General features: G+C 39.2%; 18 protein-coding genes, 1 other RNA gene and 1 riboswitch. Of the genes, 12 read left to right on the top strand and 7 right to left on the bottom strand.

Translation table 11 applies throughout. The features are described from left to right. Positions 1–11 precede the first annotated feature (11 nt). The gene (pdxK, locus tag OSO01_RS02480; protein WP_147208297.1) at positions 12–842 is read right to left on the bottom strand and encodes a pyridoxine/pyridoxal/pyridoxamine kinase; all 831 of its coding nucleotides are present in this window, start codon (positions 840–842) and stop codon (positions 12–14) included. Between the two features lie 140 nt (positions 843–982). Next, the gene (locus OSO01_RS02475; protein ID WP_147208295.1) at positions 983–2,020 is read right to left on the bottom strand and encodes a C45 family autoproteolytic acyltransferase/hydrolase; all 1,038 of its coding nucleotides are present in this window, start codon (positions 2,018–2,020) and stop codon (positions 983–985) included. A gap of 112 nt (positions 2,021–2,132) precedes the next feature. On the opposite strand from OSO01_RS02475, the gene OSO01_RS02470 reads away from it, so the two are divergent. Continuing rightward, positions 2,133–2,792, top strand: coding sequence for an endonuclease III domain-containing protein (locus OSO01_RS02470; RefSeq protein WP_147208294.1), 660 nt, complete (start codon positions 2,133–2,135; stop codon positions 2,790–2,792). 52 nt (positions 2,793–2,844) lie between these two features. Here the strand turns inward: OSO01_RS02470 and OSO01_RS02465 are convergent, their stop codons facing one another. Next, positions 2,845–3,111, bottom strand: a complete 267-nt coding sequence (locus OSO01_RS02465; RefSeq protein ID WP_147208292.1) for a hypothetical protein — start codon at positions 3,109–3,111, stop codon at positions 2,845–2,847. A gap of 227 nt (positions 3,112–3,338) precedes the next feature. Here OSO01_RS02465 and cydD point away from each other — a divergent pair, with 227 nt between their 5' ends. Both cydD and cydC read left to right on the top strand, forming a co-directional pair. Continuing rightward, complete coding sequence (gene cydD / locus OSO01_RS02460) at positions 3,339–5,063, top strand: thiol reductant ABC exporter subunit CydD (protein WP_147208290.1); 1,725 nt, start codon at positions 3,339–3,341, stop codon at positions 5,061–5,063. Then, positions 5,060–6,778, top strand: a complete 1,719-nt coding sequence (gene cydC / locus OSO01_RS02455; RefSeq protein ID WP_147208288.1) for a thiol reductant ABC exporter subunit CydC — start codon at positions 5,060–5,062, stop codon at positions 6,776–6,778. The genes cydD and cydC overlap by 4 nt, the downstream gene beginning before the upstream one ends. A gap of 51 nt (positions 6,779–6,829) precedes the next feature. Here the strand turns inward: cydC and cydS are convergent, their stop codons facing one another. The 4 genes from cydS to OSO01_RS02440 all read right to left on the bottom strand — a co-directional run bounded on the left by cydS (position 6,830) and on the right by OSO01_RS02440 (position 10,112). Beyond that, on the bottom strand, positions 6,830–6,922 hold the full coding sequence (gene cydS / locus OSO01_RS24050) for a cytochrome bd oxidase small subunit CydS family protein (protein WP_371863279.1): 93 nt from the start codon (positions 6,920–6,922) through the stop codon (positions 6,830–6,832). Between the two features lie 4 nt (positions 6,923–6,926). After that, complete coding sequence (locus OSO01_RS02450) at positions 6,927–7,940, bottom strand: cytochrome d ubiquinol oxidase subunit II (RefSeq protein WP_147208286.1); 1,014 nt, start codon at positions 7,938–7,940, stop codon at positions 6,927–6,929. Further along, a complete protein-coding gene (locus OSO01_RS02445; RefSeq protein ID WP_147208284.1) occupies positions 7,937–9,280 on the bottom strand; it encodes a cytochrome ubiquinol oxidase subunit I in 1,344 nt (447 codons plus the stop codon). Before OSO01_RS02445 ends, OSO01_RS02450 begins: the two co-directional genes overlap by 4 nt. A 67-nt stretch (positions 9,281–9,347) precedes the next feature. Next, the gene (locus OSO01_RS02440; RefSeq protein ID WP_147208282.1) at positions 9,348–10,112 is read right to left on the bottom strand and encodes an NRDE family protein; all 765 of its coding nucleotides are present in this window, start codon (positions 10,110–10,112) and stop codon (positions 9,348–9,350) included. A gap of 521 nt (positions 10,113–10,633) precedes the next feature. Between OSO01_RS02440 and proB the strand changes: the two genes are divergently transcribed. From proB to OSO01_RS02395, 9 genes are all read left to right on the top strand, one after another. After that, positions 10,634–11,752 (top strand): glutamate 5-kinase, encoded by a 1,119-nt coding sequence (gene proB, locus OSO01_RS02435; RefSeq protein WP_147208280.1) that lies wholly within the window; start codon positions 10,634–10,636, stop codon positions 11,750–11,752. Further along, positions 11,749–12,996 (top strand): glutamate-5-semialdehyde dehydrogenase, encoded by a 1,248-nt coding sequence (locus OSO01_RS02430; protein WP_147208278.1) that lies wholly within the window; start codon positions 11,749–11,751, stop codon positions 12,994–12,996. The genes proB and OSO01_RS02430 overlap by 4 nt, the downstream gene beginning before the upstream one ends. 627 nt (positions 12,997–13,623) lie before the next feature. Further along, positions 13,624–14,574 (top strand): MBL fold metallo-hydrolase, encoded by a 951-nt coding sequence (locus OSO01_RS02425; protein WP_147208276.1) that lies wholly within the window; start codon positions 13,624–13,626, stop codon positions 14,572–14,574. A gap of 13 nt (positions 14,575–14,587) precedes the next feature. Beyond that, positions 14,588–15,205 carry a 3'-5' exonuclease gene (locus OSO01_RS02420; RefSeq protein WP_147208274.1) on the top strand — a complete coding sequence of 206 codons (618 nt, stop codon included), beginning with the start codon at positions 14,588–14,590 and terminating at the stop codon, positions 15,203–15,205. A gap of 168 nt (positions 15,206–15,373) precedes the next feature. Continuing rightward, a non-coding RNA gene (gene ssrS, locus OSO01_RS02415) (6S RNA) lies at positions 15,374–15,561 on the top strand. 143 nt (positions 15,562–15,704) lie between these two features. Next, entirely contained in the window at positions 15,705–16,454 is a 750-nt protein-coding gene (locus OSO01_RS02410) for an SDR family NAD(P)-dependent oxidoreductase (protein WP_147208272.1), read from the top strand. A gap of 938 nt (positions 16,455–17,392) precedes the next feature. Next, positions 17,393–17,776, top strand: coding sequence for a VOC family protein (locus tag OSO01_RS02405; RefSeq protein WP_147208270.1), 384 nt, complete (start codon positions 17,393–17,395; stop codon positions 17,774–17,776). 99 nt (positions 17,777–17,875) lie between these two features. Then, a riboswitch (purine riboswitch) is annotated at positions 17,876–17,977 on the top strand. A gap of 116 nt (positions 17,978–18,093) precedes the next feature. Beyond that, complete coding sequence (locus OSO01_RS02400; protein ID WP_147208268.1) at positions 18,094–18,678, top strand: xanthine phosphoribosyltransferase; 585 nt, start codon at positions 18,094–18,096, stop codon at positions 18,676–18,678. After that, complete coding sequence (locus tag OSO01_RS02395; RefSeq protein WP_147208266.1) at positions 18,678–19,964, top strand: nucleobase:cation symporter-2 family protein; 1,287 nt, start codon at positions 18,678–18,680, stop codon at positions 19,962–19,964. The genes OSO01_RS02400 and OSO01_RS02395 overlap by 1 nt, the downstream gene beginning before the upstream one ends. Positions 19,965–20,020 lie beyond the last annotated feature (56 nt).

Raw genomic sequence — 20,020 nt, 5'->3', positions numbered from 1 at the left:
AGGTCTTTTTATTATACGCTGAATACTTCTACTTTCTTACTGTCCGTTTTGTTGTAAGCACCGTGCATAACAGGTCCAACATATTCATTTAATTTCCAGCCGTTTGCAATAGCTGCAGCAACAAAGGTTTTAGCTGCTTTAACAGCATCATGAACATCTACTCCATGGGCTAAATTTGCCGTGATTGCCGCAGCAAATGTACAGCCTGCTCCATGATTATAAGTAGTGTCAATTTTTTCACTTTCCAATAGGTCAAAGTTTGCTCCATCATAGAATAAATCGACAGCTTTATCATGCTCCAGCTGTTTTCCTCCTTTAACGACAACATTTTTTGCACCTATTGCATGAATTTTTTTAGCCGCTTCTTTCATTTGGTTAATGGTTTTTATTGGAGCCATCTGGGCTAATTGTGCTGCTTCAAACAGATTAGGAGTAACCACTAAAGAACGGGGAAGTAATTCTTCTCGCATTGCATCTGTATTTTCCGGCTGAAGCACCTCATCTTCACCTTTACATACCATGACAGGATCCAGAACATATTTCTCAATGTTGTATTCATCAATTTTTCTTGCTCCTAAATTAATGATATCAACAGAACCGAGCATTCCGGATTTCATTGCATCTACGCCGACAGAAAGAATGGTATTAAGCTGTTTTTCTACTACGTCTACGTCGATTGGTGTGACATGGTGGCTCCAGCCTTGCGGATCCATTGTCACGATGGACGTTAAAGCTGTCATACCATACACATTATGCTCCTGAAAGGTTTTTAAATCGGCTGCAATTCCTGCTCCACCGCTAGAATCAGAACCAGCAAGGGTTAATGTTTTTTTCATTATCATCTGTTTGTCCTCCTCATAGATAGCCAGTTGGTGTCAAAAACCATAGGTTGCTGGCTGCTTGTATTAACTTTTCCTTTGTAGATAGAATAATCCTTTCTAACTCAATTGTAAAGCCATTGAAATGATTGCAGCAAAGGCTCTTACGTGTTAATAAATGTATCTGTAGCATTGATAAGCCCTTTTATCTTTGTTGCATGTAATTTATTACCCTGCAGCCATTTTTTAAAGGAGAAAATAAATGGCTGACGATTGCCTCCCAATGCAATCCATGCAGAAAGTGCTTTCGGTAAATAAAGAGCTGTATGCAATGTTCCTGCCCATGCTCCGTATTTTTCAGAAAAGATTCCGTGTTCGATATCATTTAACATGCGAAACGCTTCATAAGGTGTATGAGCATCCTTCTGTTTTGTTATTATTCTCTCCAGTCTTTCCATTGATTCATCTGAACGGTACCGGTTTTCTTCTGTTAATGCATTGAAATGGTTGGTACAGCTATTGTCTTCCCGGACAAAGAAAGAGCGAGGAGATACTTCGACGACAAGTGATTTTCCGGATGTATCTAATAACACATAGTTGAAGGTATTACGGTGAGGTACATCACGTAATAATTGAACGGCTTCTTCCACTGTGGCACAGTTTTCTAAAATCAGCCTGCCAATCATATTACAGACAAAGCCGTCACCAGATTTTTTACGGTTGACGAAATTATAGCCCATGGTCAGTCCTTTTTCATTTATCCCATCAGTGCGTCCAGTAATTTGCATGGAAGGGCCTGCACTGGCATATCCCGTATCAGATGGTGCGTATAATACATAACGCCCTTCATAGGAATTAGGGGCGTTATCATAATTCCGTACCAGAAAATCCTGCTTTGTATTGATAGAACAGCCACTGCGGCCGTATTCATAATAGTAGCCGCCAAATTCCCGAACAGCGTCATTCCAGGGAATACCTAATCCGTCGCTTAATCCTTGCAGCTCTTCCCAAATAGCTGGAGAAAATGTTTTGAATACAGCTTCCACTTCTTCTTCATCGACAAGAAAGTTTCTCCATCGTTTACTAAGCAATATTTTCCTGGATTCAAGTATAGGAGAGTTTTTTAGTTTATCCGCTTGAAAAAGTCCGAATTGATAATGGCTTCCCCGGAATTGTATAATATCAGTGTGAACAGATTTCATAGTTGTTCTCCATTTCTTTCGTAAATGTATTGTAATTGTATCTCGCTCAGGCTGATTAGAAAAGAAATCAGCTTTACAAGACTATCACATTATAGATATAGAGGAGTTTTAGATGATTGAAAAAATAAGTTATACGGAATTGTATCGTAAATTATTTCATTACTATGGTCCCCAAGGGTGGTGGCCGGCCGCTTCGGATTTCCAAATGCTGATTAGTGCTATTTTAGTTCAACGGACTAATTGGAAAAATGTCGAGTTAGCTTTAGGGAATCTAGGGGGAAATATAACTGCCGGAAAAATAATGCAGATGAAGGAAGCAGAGCTTGCCGAAAAAATACGTCCAAGCGGCTTCTACCGAATGAAGGCAAAGAAGGTTAAAGCTTGGCTGCAATGGTTTCAAAAATATGATTTTCAGATAGAAGAAGTCCAAAAGGTTGATCCGGCTGTTCTCCGTAAAGAATTATTAGCTGTTCATGGTATTGGAGAAGAAACAGCAGATGCAATGATGCTCTATGCTTTTAAGAAGCCCGGGTTTATTGCGGACAACTATGCGGTCAGATTATTTCAGCGACTCGGCTATCCTCTTCCTAAAACATACCATGCTTTTAAAATAGAAGTAGAAAAATTATTCCCTCATGACTTAGAAATGCATCAGGAATTTCACGCATTAATTGTGGAGCATGGAAAACAATATTGTAAGAAGACGCCTTTATGTGAAAACTGTCTGCTGCTTTCGAATTGCAGGATGGGAAGAGAAAAAAAGATGGAATAAAAAAATAAGCAAAACTATATTAATAGGCAGATCAAGGACAGAGTTTGGCGATTCACTGCCCTTGATTCTCCAGCCGATCTATTTTTTGCTGCAGCAGCGCAATCTGTTGCTGCATTTCAACAAGTTGCCGGTTCGTAACAGGTGCGTTTTCTTCGAACGCAGTTTCTTCTATATCTTCGTTGTATAAAATTGTTGAGCCGACGAGGGACATAATACTTCCCAATGTAGTAACTACTCCGCCATAATAAAGTAATTTGTCTCCAAGGCCTTTTTCGTTCGTATTGAAATTTGCGGGTGTGTTAAGGAAGAAATTAGACATGGTATGACACTCCTGTAAATCATTTTCTTGTCTCAATAAACATGGGACAGTTGTATATAGGTTAATATATGTGTTTTATGAAAAAACTCTACAATTCTGATGTTCATAGAATGTTCATTTGCTTTGAGTCAGCTGGCTGTGTGATGAGCTATAGGAAGCCTGCTGTTGTATAATGGGATATAAGATGTATTCATATTTATGATGTCAGCTTTGAAGGTGGTGGTCAGTTGTTAAAGGAATTTATGAAAGACTTTCGGAACAGGACGATGTGGATGGGAGCTGCATCAATTTGTATGGCGTTAGCTATTGTAGGGCAGAGCTATCTGGTTGTTACGGTTATTCAGAAGCTGTTTCTGAATAATGCTGCTTTTCCATCTATTCTTCCGGCAGTTTTTATATTGATTGGTATGCTTTTATTACGGACTATTTTTCAGTATATGATAAAAGGATCCGGCATTAAAATGGCGCAGATTGCGAAGGTCTCTATACGGAAAAAGCTGCTCCAACATTTTAACGGTCAGCAAATGACAGATGCGGATAAAGGTCAATCCGGACAGAAGACAAGCTTGTTTATGGATACAGTAGATGAAATAGATGGATACTTTAGTCAATATCTTCCGCAGCTTATTCAATCTGCTGGCATTGTTCTGATTGTATGGATTGTTATTTTTATTCAAAATTGGACAAGCGGATTGATTATCCTTATTTCAGCGCCATTTATCCCAATATTTATGATGATTATTGGTGTGAAAACAAAAGATAAATCAAAGGAACAGCTATCACAATTAGCCGCCTTTTCAGGAACTTTTCTCGATACGTTGCAGGGGCTTCCGACGGTTAAGTTATTTGGTCAGTCCGATGGACAGAGAAATAAAATTAATCAGGACAGCACAAGTTTTCGGGATGCAACCATGGGTGTTTTAAAGGTTGCATTTACGAATTCCTTATCACTGGAATTTATTTCCATGCTAAGTATCGGCTTAATTGCACTGGAAATCGCTATTCGGATGATTATCTTCCAAAATCTCAGCTTTTTTAGCGGTTTTTTTGTATTACTTCTTGCACCAGAGCTGTTCAGCCAATTGAAGCAGCTGGGCTCTGCGTTTCATTCCGGGCGTGCAAGTATGGGGGCAGCATCGCGAGTTGAGGATGTACTCAAAGAAGAGACCAAGCCAGTTTCTTGGGGCACTGTACCATTAAAATCAGATAAAGCTCCAGAAATAATACTTGAACAAGCTTCATTCCATTATGAGCAGGGGAGATTTCGGTTAGAACCAGCTTCTATGACGATTTCACCTTATGAGCAGGTTGCAATTATCGGGAAAACAGGTGCAGGAAAGTCCACACTACTCGGTTTGCTCGCCGGTTTCCTGCCTGCTGAAGATGGAAAATTTCTGATTGACGGTATTCCACAGGAGAAGGTACAAAAAGCAGATTGGTTTCAAAGAATCAGCTACCTTACACAGCAGCCATATGTTTTTTCTGGAACTGTACGGGAAAATATATTGCTCGGCTCTCTGGAAAAGCAAAGTGATCAGGAGATTCGGGAGGTTGCAGACCGTGCCGGGATATGGGATTGGATATCGGACTTGCCGTTTGGATTAGATACAATTATTGGAGAAGGAGGCAGAGGTTTATCAGGAGGGGAGAAGCAGCGGATTGCGATTGCGAGAACACTTTTGAAAAAGCCACAGATTCTTTTCTTTGATGAACCGACAACAGGCTTAGATATTCAAACAGAGCATATTTTACAAAGATCATTGGATTCTTTAAAAAATCAAGCCACAATGGTTACGGTTGCCCATCGTCTTCATACTGTCCGGAATGCTGATAAAATTTTTCTCCTGGATCAAGGGAAAATAGCTGGTGAAGGAACACATAACGAACTTTATAAAAATAATAAAATGTATCAGCAAATGATAAATACACAGCAAGGGGGGAGAGAAGCATGAAGGATATCAGTCTGGTATTGAAAATGATGCTGAAAGAAAAAAAGGATATTCTTTTCTCAGTCTTCTTTGGATTTCTAGCAGGTATTACTGCGGTCTCCCTGTTTGCAGCAAGCGGATATTTAATCTCACAAGCCGCTTTTGCACCGCCAATTTATACTTTGATGATTCTTGTAGCAAGTGTAAAGCTCTTGGGGATTACATCGGCAATAAGCAGGTATGGGGAGCGTTATTTTTCCCATCGTGGAACGTTTACCATTTTAAAAAATATCCGCTTAAAGGTTTATGATCAAATAGAGCCGTTGGCAAGCAGACTTTTACAAAAATACCGAAGTGGAGACATTTTAGCCAGGATTGTAGGGGATGTCGAGTCCTTGCAGCATTTCTTTTTGCGTGTATTCTATCCACCTATTGTATTAGCAGCTGTTTTTATAGCTACTATTTTCTTTACGATGTATATATCTGCTGGAGTGGCACTTACAATGTCAGCCGGTATGATTGTGGTGCTAATTGTTTTTCCAGCAATATTTTATATGATTCAGAAAAAGGCAGCATTGTCTATGCGGGAAAAAAGAGGTGTACTGTCTTCGGAATTTACAGACTATCTATATGGTTTTCGGGAATTAACGATCTTTCAACAAGCTGAAAGAAAAGAGCAGCAGTTGTTTGATGAGATGAATCAATATGAAGAAATGAAGGCAAGCGAGAATCGTCAGCTTGCTATTCGGGAAGCAATTGTTATTTTCTTTTCTTTTTTTATCGCGATAATTATTTTAGTACAGGCCGGATTTTATGTAGCAGAAGGAAATCTTGCCGGAACGCTGTTAGCCATGCTGTTTATGATTGCTATTACTGTATTTGAAGATACACCATCCATGGCTGTACTCCCAGCTCATTTAGAGGAAAGTAAATCCTCCTCTAAACGGCTTATTGAAGTTTGGGAAAATGAGGAACCTTCCAAAGTGGCAGTACAAGAATTGGAACCAGATCTCCCGCTTCATTTTGACTTTAAGGATGTTTTTATTCAATATCCAAATGAAAAGAAACCTGCAGTACAGCATGCCTCCTTGCAAATAAAACCAGGAAAGAATATTGCTATTGTTGGACCCAGCGGTTCTGGGAAATCAACATTGATGCAAGCACTGCTTACCTTTGCACCAGTTAAATCCGGGCATATCTTAGTGAACGGTGAGGATATAAATACCATTGCCCCCGACAGCTTATGGGAGCAAATGAATGTATCGCTCCAGCATAATCACTTTTTCTATGGGAGTATTTATGAAAATTTACGATTTGCTAATAGAAATGCCAGTGCAGAAATATGCCGGGACGCTTTAGAAAAGGTTCAATTGACTCATTTTTCTTTAGAAGATCAGGTGCTGGAAAAGGGAACAAATCTGTCAGGCGGGGAAAAACAGCGTCTTGCTCTTGCCCGTTTGTTTTTAAGGGAAGCTTCTATTTGGCTGCTGGACGAGCCGACGTCATCTCTTGATTCGATTACGGAGCAGCAAATTATGAATGAAATCGAAAAGGTAACAAAATATCAGACTGTTGTGACCATCAGGCATCGTTTAACTGGCCTGGAAAGTATGGACCGGATTATTGTCATGAATCAGGGAGAAATTGTTGAACAAGGCACGTACACGGAGCTGATGGGAAAAGAAAATGGTTATTTTAAGGCGATGAAGGAACTTGAAAGTCAGCAGTTAGCATTTTAAATAGAAACTCCGCGATTCATTCTAAATCAGAATAGATCGCGGAGTTTTCAATTATCTATCCTTTGCCGCAGCGACAAATGCAAAAGCAATTGCTGCAATCAGGACAATGAAAGGGGCGATGAAAATCAGAAATTGATTTAACATTTGATCACTTCTTTCCTTTAATATAGTTTTTATCAAACAGGAACAGCTTTAACAATAGATAAAGTGATGGAATCAAGAGTGCCATACCTAAGATAAAGACAACGATAAGCGAGATTGCCATTGCCGGATTTGTAAACCCTTCATGGATACTGATATGAGGGTACAAAAGATATGGATAATGAGCAATTCCGTAACCGAAGAATGCAAAAGCAAATTGCCCGGTAAGAAGCCAGAAAGCAGTTCCGTAGTTTCGGCGCTTCCAAATTAGAACAACGGTTAATATCCACAGAACAAAGGAAACAGCGAACATCCACCAGAGACTCAAAAGATTTTCAAAATGAGTTTCATTATGAAAATAAAGTTCCACAATGATTCCGGAAGCGGCAATAATCAAAGGAACAGACCAGCTTAGTGCGTACTTTCTCATTAAATTCGTTGCATCTTTATCACCGGTTTCATTTGCGTACCAGGTTAAGAAGACTGCAGATATATAAAGAACAGCTGCAATGCTCAAAACAACAATTGACCAGGTTAATGGGCTATAGAACAAAGCACCGTAATCTAAAACTGGATTTCCGTCTTCCATAAATACAAAGCCGCCCTCAGAGATGGTCAAAACAATCGACAGAGAAGCAGGAATAAGTAAACCGGATAAACCGTACATAATGGCATAGCCCTTATGCCCCTGCTTTCCATAGGATTCAAATGCATAGTAAGAGCCGCGGATTGCTAATAAAATCAATGCTAAGCTTCCCGGAATCAGTAAAATGGTTCCGAAGTAGTAAGCAGATTGCGGGAAGAAGCCGACAATCCCGACAAAAAAGAAGACAAAGAATACATTGGTTACCTCCCATACTGGTGACAGATAACGCTGAATGATTTTAGAGAGAATATGCTGTCTCCCTGTAACAATACTATAGGCATTAAAAAAACCTGCACCGTAATCGATTGATCCAACAATGATATAACCGAATAAGAATAACCAGAGGACGGAAATACCGACAATTTCTAATATCATGACGACTCACCACCTTGCATGCGCTCCAAATCCTTTTCTACAGGATTTTTTCGGAACATGTAACTTAATACAACAACTGTGCCGACCCCGAGAATAAAGTAAAGAACTGCAAATAACACAAACATCCAGCCGACATAGTCACTTGTTGTAGCGGCTTCTTCAATCGTCATCAGCCCCCTCAGAATCCAAGGCTGACGGCCGACTTCAGCCATCCACCAGCCTGCTTCAATAGCTAAGAAGGAAAGCGGGCCGCCTGCAACAATCAGCCAGCGATACCATGTTTTTTCAACGAAAGCCCATTTTCTCCGCATTCCAAACCAATAAAGCAAGGATAAGGCAATCATAAACATTCCGATTGTTACCATCGTATCAAAGAAATAATGGATAACAAGTGGAGGCCGTTCATCAGCCGGAAACTCCTCCAGTCCAATTACTTCTGAATTAGGCAGCCCATGTGCAAGAATACTTAATGCATAAGGAACATGCAGAGCATATTTGGCTTCATTATCTTCTCCAAGCACTCCCCACATCACCAGTGGCGCTTCAGTTGTTGTTTCAAAATGCCATTCAGCAGCAGCCAGCTTCTCAGGCTGATATGCGGCTAAGTATTTACCGGATAAATCACCAATTAAAGCTGTTGCAACCGCAAAGATTAAACCAATCTTCATGGCCATATGCAAGGATTTTTTGTGATATTCCTGGTTTTTCTTCTGAAGCAACCGGAATGCCGCGATAGCAGCAAACATAAAGGCAATGGTCATATAGGCTGTAGACAGCACGTGAGCAACCTTGGTCGGCATGGATACAGTAAACATGGCAAGCAGCGGATTTGCATTGACAAGTTCTCCGCCAATGATATCAAAGCCAGCAGGACTGTTCATAAATGAGTTCACCACAGTAATAAAGTAAGCTGACATTCCGCCGCCGACAGCTACCGGAATTAACAAAAGCAAATGCTTTTTCGGATTATCAAAGCGATCCCAGGTATATAAATAAATTCCTAAGAAAATGGCTTCAAAGAAAAAGGCGAATACTTCCATAAATAATGGCATGGCAATAATATTTCCTGCTAGTTCCATAAAGCTTGGCCAAAGCAGGGATAACTGAAGGCCAATGATGGTCCCTGTCACTACCCCGACAGCAACGGTAACAACAAATCCTTTCGCCCAGCGTCTTGCCATCAACAGATAATGATTATCGTTGTTTTTAATTCCGATCCACTGAGCAATCATAATCATCAGGGGAACACCGACACCGATTGTGGCATAAATAATATGAAATGATAATGTCAACAGTGTCAGCATTCTGCTGGCATATGCCGGATCTTCAAATAAGGTCATGGATAAACCTCCTTTATGTAATTTTTTATTTAGCCTATATTTTTTAACATTCCCTGTGTACGAAGATTTAATCAGGTTGAATCAAAAATTCATACTGCTGAAATATATCCTCCTTATCATACGTTTTTTCAATAAAAGTTACATGTTTGTGGTGATCAATCAGTAAAATAGTAGATGCTCTGGTACCATAGCCAGGTGTTTCGATAAAGATAGAGGATAATGCTTTTTCTAAATCTTTTCGAATCCCTGTCTGGGGCAGAAATATATCCTCAGCCTGTGTGTTGTTTTTCAAACTGTGCAATAAATCTTCTGTTTGTACTACTGTATGGGACTGTATATAATCCGACAGCTCACTTTTTGAACGTTCGACTTTCGGCCAGGGTGTATTAAGTGTATCGTTACTTAACCCATAAACACCTGCTTTTATTTCAGAGCCCTGATTATACACATTATTATAGTGATACAATTTGTCCTTGTCACCGAAAAGAATGTTATATCCAGCATAGTTATGACGATTTTTTGAAAGCTGGTCTAAAAACATTTTCCCGTCAATATTCTGTAACAAAAAATCCACCGGAAGTTCACCGCGGGAAAATGTCTTAGCTTCTGGAAGTTCAGGGTCCCTGTAGTTTGTGACTGCTGCGAATTTTCCCTGCTTTGAAACCGCCAGCCAAGTCCCAAGCTGCAGCAAATCTCTTCCACCAAGAATGTCAGGCTTGTCCTTCCAAAACCTTGCGGGAAGTGTTGGCCTATTATAAAATTCATCCCGGTTACTGAGCAAAATTAATTTGTATTTTGGATGGGCGTGATAAGCAAAGGTAATTAAGCACATGGGGTATAAACCCCTCCCTCTATAATAAATTTAAATGACATTATTGTATTTAGTATACTTTTCTGATATTTTAGAATCAATGTTATCGTATTCAAAGAAATAAGTTGTATTTTTCTATTGACAAGAAGCAAAATTCTGCTAATAATTAATATCAATACATTGAACGTTATGGAAGGATCAGTAAGTAAGCCATCACAATGTCAGAGATGGAGTCGGAGGATAAGTTATTTGTTTTTATCCGATGCTGCGAGATTCCTCATTGCTGATTTACCGAACCTGCCTTCATCAGTCTTATGCAAACATAAGCGTTCCCCAGACGTTATCATGGGATAAGTGGAATACAATTCTTAGTAAGGATGTTCAAAAGTCACCAGTTTTATTGAACACGCATTTATAGTATTGTATTTAAGTTGTGGTGGTACCGCGGAAGTAAACTCTTTCGTCCCTTCGTTTTTACTGGGGATGGGGGAGTTTTTTCATTTCCTGTGGAATGTTTTTAGACAGTGAAAGGTGGAATAACAATGGCAGCAAAACGTATTGTCGTTAAAATAGGCAGCAGTTCATTAACTAATGTAAATGGAGAAATTGATATGCAGCAGCTGGAGGATCATGTCCATGCGCTGGCACTGCTTCATAAGAGTAATATGGAAGTGATATTAGTATCCTCTGGAGCAATAGCTGCCGGTTTTAAACAATTAGGATATTCTTCAAGACCGGTTACACAAAAAGGGAAACAGGCAGCAGCGGCCGTTGGTCAAGGGCTGCTTATTCAAACATACATGGAAAAATTAAAAGAATATGGTATTACCGCTGCTCAAATACTCCTAACAAGAAGTGACTTTTCAGATCAGGGGCGATACAGGAATGCTTATGCAACGATGGAAGAATTGCTGGAGCGCCGGGTAATGCCGATTATTAATGAAAATGATACGATTGCCGTTGATGAACTGACGTTTGGAGACAATGATATGCTTTCTGCTTTAGTGAGCGGTTTAATTCATGCAGATCATTTAATTATTTTAACGGACATCAATGGAATATATGACAAAAATCCAAATAGACATCCAGATGCAACACGATATGACCATTTAATGAAGCTTAGTACCGAACTAATTGAGCAGACGGATGCAACAGGATCCAAAGTTGGTACAGGCGGTATGAAATCGAAGCTGATGGCAGCTAAAATGGCTTCTTCCGTAGGAATTCCAGTATTTATTGGACGCGGGCACGGGAAAGAGAAGCTGGCAGAGATGTTAAAAGGGGAGGGGGACGGCACCTATATTGATAGTGAAAGAAAAGCACATTTACCGGCAAATAAACAATGGATTTCACTGCATTCGCATCTTGATGGCAGGTTAGTAGTAGATGAAGGAGCAGAAAAAGCCTTAATGCATCATGGCAGCAGTCTGCTTTCTCCTGGCATTACAGCAGTAGAAGGCTATTTTGCAAAAGGGGATGTTGTCGAGGTTTATGGGACGTCTGCCTTATTAGGAAGAGGGCAGGTAAAATGCTCCTCAGAAGAATTAGAAGCTGTTATGAAATTGCGCGAATCAACCTATATTCACGCGGTACCGACCATCGAAGTTATCCACCGTGACAAATGGGTATCATTTGAGACAATGAAAGGAGAATTGACATGAGTGAAGTTATTGAAAAAGGAAGGCTTGCAAAAAAAGCCAGTTATCAAATTGGAATATGTACAACAGAGGAAAAGAATAATGCATTATTAAAAATTGCTGATGGATTGAGAACTAATGAGAAAGCGATTCTTGCTGCAAATCATCTGGATATTCAAGCCGGGAAAGAGAAAGGATTATCCGAATCACTCCTTGACCGTGTCGAGTTAAGTAAAGAGCGAATTAACGATATTGCAGATGCTATCCTGCAAATTATCGATTTGACTGATCCTATTGGTGAAGTGCTTGAAACGATTGAGAAGGATAACGGCTTAAAAATAGTCAATACACGAGTTCCTATTGGTGTTGTGGGTATGATATATGAAGCGAGACCTAATGTTACTGTTGATGCCGCAACGCTTGCAATAAAGACAGGAAATGCCATCATTTTACGGGGCAGCTCCTCTGCTATTCATTCCAATTTAGCAATTGTTAAAGTAATTCATGAAGCGCTGGCAGACAGTGCGGTTATTCCCGACGCAGTTCAATTAATTGAAGATACAAGCAGAGAAACAGCGAGTGAGCTTTTCCGTTTAAATGATTATCTTGATGTACTTATTCCGCGCGGAGGAAAAAATCTAATTGACACAGTTGTTAGAGAATCCCGTGTGCCAGTTATTGAAACTGGAGCTGGAAATTGCCATATCTTTATTGATGACACTGCAAACCTTAAGATGGCAAAAGAAATCACTTTAAATGCTAAGCTGCAGCGCCCTTCTGTTTGTAACTCTATTGAGTCCTTGCTTATTCAGTCGGATTGGTTTGACAGTAATGGAAATGATTTGATTTCATCTCTGATTGAGAACGGCATCACTGTACATGGAGATGAACGGGTTGTAGAAGAAATTCCTTTTGTTCAGCCGGCAACAGAAGCGGATTGGGAAACAGAATATCTTGGTCTGGAGATTAGTGTGAAAACGGTGAAGGATGTTTATGAGGCTATCGACCATATTAATACCTATGGTACAAAACATTCTGAAGCCATTATTACAGAGAACGAAAACCATGCGGAAGCTTTTAAACAAAAAGTAGATGCCACAACGGTATATCATAATGCTTCTACACGTTTTACGGATGGTTTTGAATTTGGTTTTGGGGCAGAGATTGGCATCAGTACGCAAAAACTGCATGCCAGAGGTCCGATGGGGTTAAAAGCTTTAACATCTAATAAATTTATTGTTTCCGGAAACGGACAGATTCGTGAATAAAAAATGTTTATTATTTTAGGCTGTTGAGATATCTCAACAGCCTATTTTAAAAGGAGAAATTTTCGTATGCTGATGAAAATTATTGTAGTTAGAGAATGGTCTGCTTTAATATAATAACTCAACTTTCGCACTTTAAAAAGTAACTTCCTACCCATAGGAACAGGGGGTGATCATCTTCCATATATCTGTTGACAAAGATAGAAGGTAAAGTGTAAAGCGACCGCTACGGCGGACCGTTTTGCTTTCCTAGGGGCACGCTCTTCAGCTAACTTTTACCAAGAAGATCACTTGGCAAAAATGGATCTTCAGATGGTGCTAATCCCTCAGGAGTCAAAACGGTCCGCCTCCGCTAGCAGGATATTCTATACTGAAATAACGGAACAAATAAAAAGTAGACCTGACAGAACAAATTTTTCGTGTTGCATGGTAAACATGCTCAGCAATCCTTATTTTTGGTGCATGAAAGCTATTCTCGATATGAATTATAAAGCTGGCATTTCTTTATCACATCTTGATTTATACTGCTTTAGCCTAATTATCTTAACCAGCCAGTTTGTATAATTTTGCAAATGCTAAAAATAACGATAGAATATCAGTATAAAGGATTACAGAAAAGAGAGATTTGACATGCTGGAGCAAATAACAGATGACATTTACTGTCTTGTTGTCCGCTTTAAAGGGGCAATGGGAGAAGTGAATAGTTATTTAATTAAAGGCGATTATGGCTATACCGTGATTGATACAGGAATTTATGCATCAGAAACAAAAGAATTATGGGAACGCGTTTTCAAAAACTATAAAATAGAGAAGCTTGTACTGACGCATACACATGAGGACCATATCGGCTTAGCTCGGTGGTTTCAGGAAATATATAAAATTCCTGTGTATGTTTCTAAGCGCGGCTATGAAGAAATGTGTAAGGGCAGAGATACAAAAGCCCGTAAAAGCCGGATAAAAGAGTTAATCAAAAAGCATGGAGCACCGCCGATTCCATTAAAAATAAAGGACGAATCTTCTATTTATAAATTTGAGCCGGATGGATTTTTTTGCGATAATGATGAGATAACACTTGGCAATCGTTCTTACCAGGCAATATGGACACCAGGCCATGCTCCTGATCATTATTGCTTCTACCAGCCGGACACAGAGATAATGATCATCGGTGATCATGTATTAAATCATCTGTCTCCTGTAATTGGGCTTTGGATGGGGGAAGAACTGAACCCAATGGAGGATTATTTCTATGCATTGGATGTATTGAAGAAATATCCTGTACGCCTGGCGTTACCTGGTCATGGTGATATGATTAAGCATCTGGATGAGCGAGTAACAGATATTTCAAATCGCCATGAAAAAAGAATGGAACAACTAATAGAGATTATGGAACATGAGGAAATGACAGCTTTTAAATTAACGTCAAAAGCATATGGACCGATGAAAAGTCTTGCCTTTGCCAGTCAATTTATGGCAACCCTGACCCGGCTAATCTATTTAGAAAAACAATCAAAAATTAAAGTGAAAACAAAAAAAGGGAAGAGTTACTATGGCCTTCCTGCAAAAGCATTTATAAGTGATTAGGAGCTGATAACCGATGAAGTTTGCAGCAATAGATTTTGAAACAGCAAATGAAAAAAGAAACAGCGCCTGTTCCATAGGAGTTGTCCGTTTTGATGAGAATGAAATCTTCGATGAATATTATTCGCTGATAAATCCGTTAAGTGATTTTCGCAGTATGAATATTCGTATTCATGGAATTAAGAAAGATGATGTGGAGGATTCTCCAAGCTTTAAAGAACTATGGCCGACCTTGCATGAAAAGCTGGATGGACATATTATTGTCGCACATAATGCCAGCTTTGATATGAGCGTATTGCGTCAATCTTTATTAAAATATGATTTGGCACATCCGGCTTACGCTTCATTATGTACTGTGAAAATTTCGCAGCGTGTGTGGCCACATCTGGAAAATCACCGTTTGCATACCGTCGCTGCATATCATGATATTCCATTGATTCACCACCATGCATTGGAAGATGCGAAGGCTTCTGCATCCATTTTGATGAAGGCATTGGAAGCCCAGCAGGATGGAGATGCCGAACACTTTTTGGAAAGATGGCTCTCGTCAAAAGCAAATGCACGCCGCGGTTATCCGAAGACAGGCGCTAAAAGAAAGTCAGGCCGTGAATCAACAAAGCTGTTTTTATCCTGATAAGGGGCTCCAGGGCAATCTATATAAGAAAATATCACGTCAATATTATTTCCGGTTAATTTATCTGGAAATGAGAGAATGGGAATAGTGCTTCTTAATTTTTTAACAAGAAAAAATTAGGCTATCCTTATCATTGCGTATTTCAGAAAAAAGGCGTATTATATTAACTACAAGCTACATTGTTCGTATCAATAAAAGTTTTAACCTCTAATGTTGGAATAGGGAGTTTTACATCGAAATTGAAATGTCGAGCCGTCATAAAGGAATGGAAGACAGGAAGGTTTCTGCGGACACCCACTTTGCGAAGTGGTGGTTTAAAACTTTTTATTGCATGGTACGGCAAATGTGGCCTGTATACATAATTTAATCTCAATCCCGATAGCGTTAACCGCTATCGGGATTTTAATGTTTGAAGCATGTTAATGAGTATTCTTTTTCTAAGTTGGGAAGAATACTGCATAATGAATTTTAGCTGAAGAACAGAAGGGAAGTAATGGAAATGGCAAACCGATTTGATGAAAAAATAGTGATTGTAACTGGAGCTGCAAGCGGTATTGGAGAGGCGACTGCTGTAAAATTTGCTGAACAGGGGGCCAGGGTAGTTCTCTCTGATATGTCAGAGAATGGGGAAAATCTGTCAGAAAAACTAAATCAAAAAGGATTTGAAACTACCTTTATCAGAACTGATGTGACAAACGAAGAGGACGTCAAAAAATTAGTGCATGAAACAGTCTCTAAATATGGGCGGTTAGATGTAGTATTTGCAAATGCCGGAATCGGAAATAGTACAATTCTGCATGAATTATCCCTGGAAGCCTGGCAAAAAGTGATTGATGTGAATTTAACAGGTGTATTTTTAACGAACAAATATGCAATTGAACAAATGCTAAAACAGAAAAGTGGCGGAGCAATTGTAAATAATGACTCCATTCACGGTTTTGTCGGCAAAGCAGGTGTAAGTGCCTATGCAGCTGCAAAGGGCGGTGTAAAGCTGTTAACGCAAACAGCGACAGCGGAATATGCAGCTAAAGGAATACGTGTTAATAATGTAAACCCGGGCTATATTGATACACCGTTACTAAAGAATGCTCCGGATGAAGCAAAACAGGAGCTGATAAATCTCCACCCGATTGGCCGGCTTGGAAAACCAGAGGAAGTGGCAAATGCTGTTTTATTCTTAGCAAGTGATGAGGCTTCCTTTATTACAGGCTCAAGCTTGCTGGTTGATGGCGGCTATACCAGTATATAATGCAGTGAAAAGTCTCCTGATACCGGGAGACTTTTATTTATAAGAAACTCAACTTTCGCACCTAAAAATAACTTGCTTATCATAGTGATAGGTGCTGATTGTTCCTTCATCTATCTCTTGACAAAACATAAACTCTATCTAGAAAGAAGGTAACGTATAAGGCACCGCTGCGGCGGACCGTTTTGCTTTCCTAGGGGCATGCTCTTCAGCTAACTTTTGCCAAGAAGAGCACTTGGCAAAAGTGGATCTTCAGATGATGCTATTCCCTCAGGAGTCAAAACGGTCCGTCTTCGCTAGAAGGGGGTTCTATACTGTTTAATACAACGGAGCCAATAGAAATTAGATCAGTAAAGAACATATTTTTCGTGGTGCATATAAAAATGTCCCGTCACATTACTTTCTGTTCATAAAAGCTATTCCCGATATTTACTATTCATGCTGTATCATCATTTAAATTGCCAAATCAACCATTTGAAACACTAAAATGGTCTTTTCATCAAACAAAAAGCGATTATTTCATCCAATCCCATCTGGATATGATTCCTTTCATTCGCTGTAGAAGCCTAACTGAGCGCAGACCAACCACGTAGACTCCTATGGGAACAGGGCGAGCTGAAGCCGTCCCCATGGAAAGCGTAGTGGTTGGTTGCAGGAGCTATGCACAATTTCCATTTTCATAGAAGGATGATTTAACAAAATACAAGCGGAATAATGATCATGGAATAGTTAAGGTATAGATGTTTATTCTCAGGTGCGAAAGTTGAGTTAATCATAATAAAAATGATTAAATTTTAATTTAATTTATATAGGTCTCTTTTTAGTTGCTGTTTCAGTTATAACTAAAACAAATTGAAACAGATAATAAAATACGATTTTTCCTTCTTCCTGATCCCTGCTATGCTTATTATATGAATACTGTTTCAGGGAGGAGAAGTAATATGACATTTCAATTAGAAAGAATAGACCATGTTCAGCTATCTGCACCAAAAGATTCTGAAGAGACAGCAATCAGGTTTTACAGAGATATCTTAGGCTTTAAGGAAGAAGAAAAACCGGAGACGTTAAAACCGAATGGGGGTGTCTGGTTCAGGAATGGTGAAATAGCCCTCCATATAGGAATTGAGGAGCCGTTTACTCCTTTGAAAAAAGCACACCCGGCATTTGAGGTATCAGGAATCGATGCATTGCAAACATATTTAGAAGGTGCAGGTATTTCGACAAAATGGGATAATAAACTTCCCAATGCTAAAAGATTCTATATAAATGATCCATTTGGTAACAGGATTGAATTTCTGGAATGGAAAAATAAAATAAAGAACTAAAAAATTTTATCGAAATTATTTGAAAGATTTTAATTTTTTCCTAATCCTTGTTTTTGTGAATGTACGTGCTATACTAAAAGCATTCTTTAATTTTTAATTCAACCCAAAACGAATATTTTTCATATAATCGCGGGGATAAGGCCTGCAAGTTTCTACCGGTTTACCGTAAATAGACCGACTATGGAAAAGTATAAAAAAAGCTTGTGTTTTGTCACTAGACAATACTTGCTTTCTTGATCATTCGACAAGACGCTCGAAAATCTACTTTTCCCATTAGTAGATTTTTGGGCTTTTTTACATTTTAGGAGGAATCATTCATGGAATTACTGAAGGAAAAAATTATAGCAGAAGGAAAAGTCTTATCAGATGCGGTATTAAAAGTGGATGCTTTTTTAAACCATCAGATAGACCCTGTATTAATGCAAGAAATTGGGAAGGAATTCGCGAATCGATTCCGGGATAAAAAAATAACAAAAATTCTTACGTTAGAATCATCAGGAATTGCTCCTGCGACAATGGCAGGCCTGGAGCTGGGGGTTCCTGTGATTTTTGCAAGAAAACGGCAATCATTGACTTTAACAGATAATCTTCTGACCGCAGAGGTTTATTCCTTTACAAAGCAGACAACGAGCAAGGTTTCTGTTTCTCATGACTTTATTAAAGAAGGCGATAACCTGCTGGTTATTGATGATTTCTTAGCCAATGGACAGGCAGCTCTTGGATTATTGGATATTGCTGAGCAGGCAAAAGCAACTGTTGCCGGTATCGGAATTGTTATAGAAAAAGGATTTCAGGAAGGCGGACAGGCTCTTCGCGAAAAAGGAATTACTGTAGAGTCATTGGCTATTATCGAGTCATTGGAAAATAAGCAAGTGGCTTTTAAAGAGGAGGCTCATCAGTAATGAAAATGGCAGCATTGGGTTTACAGCACCTATTAGCGATGTATGCCGGAGCGATTTTAGTACCGCTTATTGTCGGAGCTGAGTTAGGGCTGACTACCGAGCAATTAACGTATCTGGTAGCTATTGATATTTTAATGTGCGGAATAGCCACGCTTCTTCAGGTTATGAACAGCAAGTATATTGGTATTGGATTGCCGGTTGTATTAGGATGTACCTTTACCGCTGTTGCACCAATGATTGCTATCGGAGGACAGTACGGTATCTCCGCTATCTATGGCGCAATTATTGTATCTGGATTATTTGTATTCTTAATAAGCGGATTCTTTGGTAAGCTTGTCCGCTTCTTCCCGCCGGTAGTGACGGGATCTGTTGTAACGATTATTGGAATTACTCTGATTCCTGTAGCAATTAATAATTTAGGCGGCGGAGAAGGAGCAGCGGATTTTGGTTCATTTGCTAATATCGCACTTGGATTTGGAACATTATTATTTATCATTTTAATGTATCGATTTACAACTGGATTTGTGAAATCTATCTCTATATTAATTGGTTTAGGTGCTGGAACGATTGCTGCCGGGTTTATGGGAAGAGTTGATTTTTCAGCCGTTGCAGAAGCTTCTTATTTCCATATGGTGCACCCTTTCTACTTTGGAACACCGACATTTGAATGGTCAGCGATTATTACAATGATTTTAGTAGCAATGGTATCTCTCGTAGAATCAACAGGTGTTTATTTTGCCTTGGGTGATATTACGAAGAAAAAATTAACAGAAAAAGATTTATCCAAAGGATATCGTGCAGAGGGCTTAGCAATTTTACTCGGAGGAATATTCAATGCATTTCAATATACTGCTTTTTCTCAAAACGTTGGTCTTATGCAGATGACCGGTGTAAAAAAACGCAGTGTTATTGTTATCACTGGTTCTATGCTGGTTGTATTAGGATTCATCCCTAAAATTGCTGCTGTTACAACAATTATTCCGACTTCGGTATTAGGCGGAGCGATGCTGGCAATGTTTGGGATGGTCGTAGCACAGGGGATTAAAATGCTTGGTGCAGTCATTTCAGAGTCGACGGAAAATTCGATGATTATTGCATGTTCAGTTGGCATGGGACTCGGTGTTACAGTTGTACCGGAATTGTTTGATATACTGCCATCTTCGTTACAAATTTTAACGAGTAACGGTATTGTAGCGGGAAGTGTTACAGCAATTGTTTTAAATATTATATTTAACATGACTCCACGACGTAAAACGGAAACTGGAGAACTGGCAAAAGAAGTATAATAAAAAAGTACAAACGATAAGAAAAACTACTGATTTCTTCAATGAATCAGTAGTTT

This window comes from Oceanobacillus sojae, assembly GCF_007991515.1.
GTDB classification, from domain to species: domain Bacteria; phylum Bacillota; class Bacilli; order Bacillales; family Amphibacillaceae; genus Oceanobacillus; species Oceanobacillus sojae.
The sequence above is the reverse complement of the archived record's forward strand: the minus strand, read 5'-3'. Positions and strand labels throughout refer to the sequence as shown.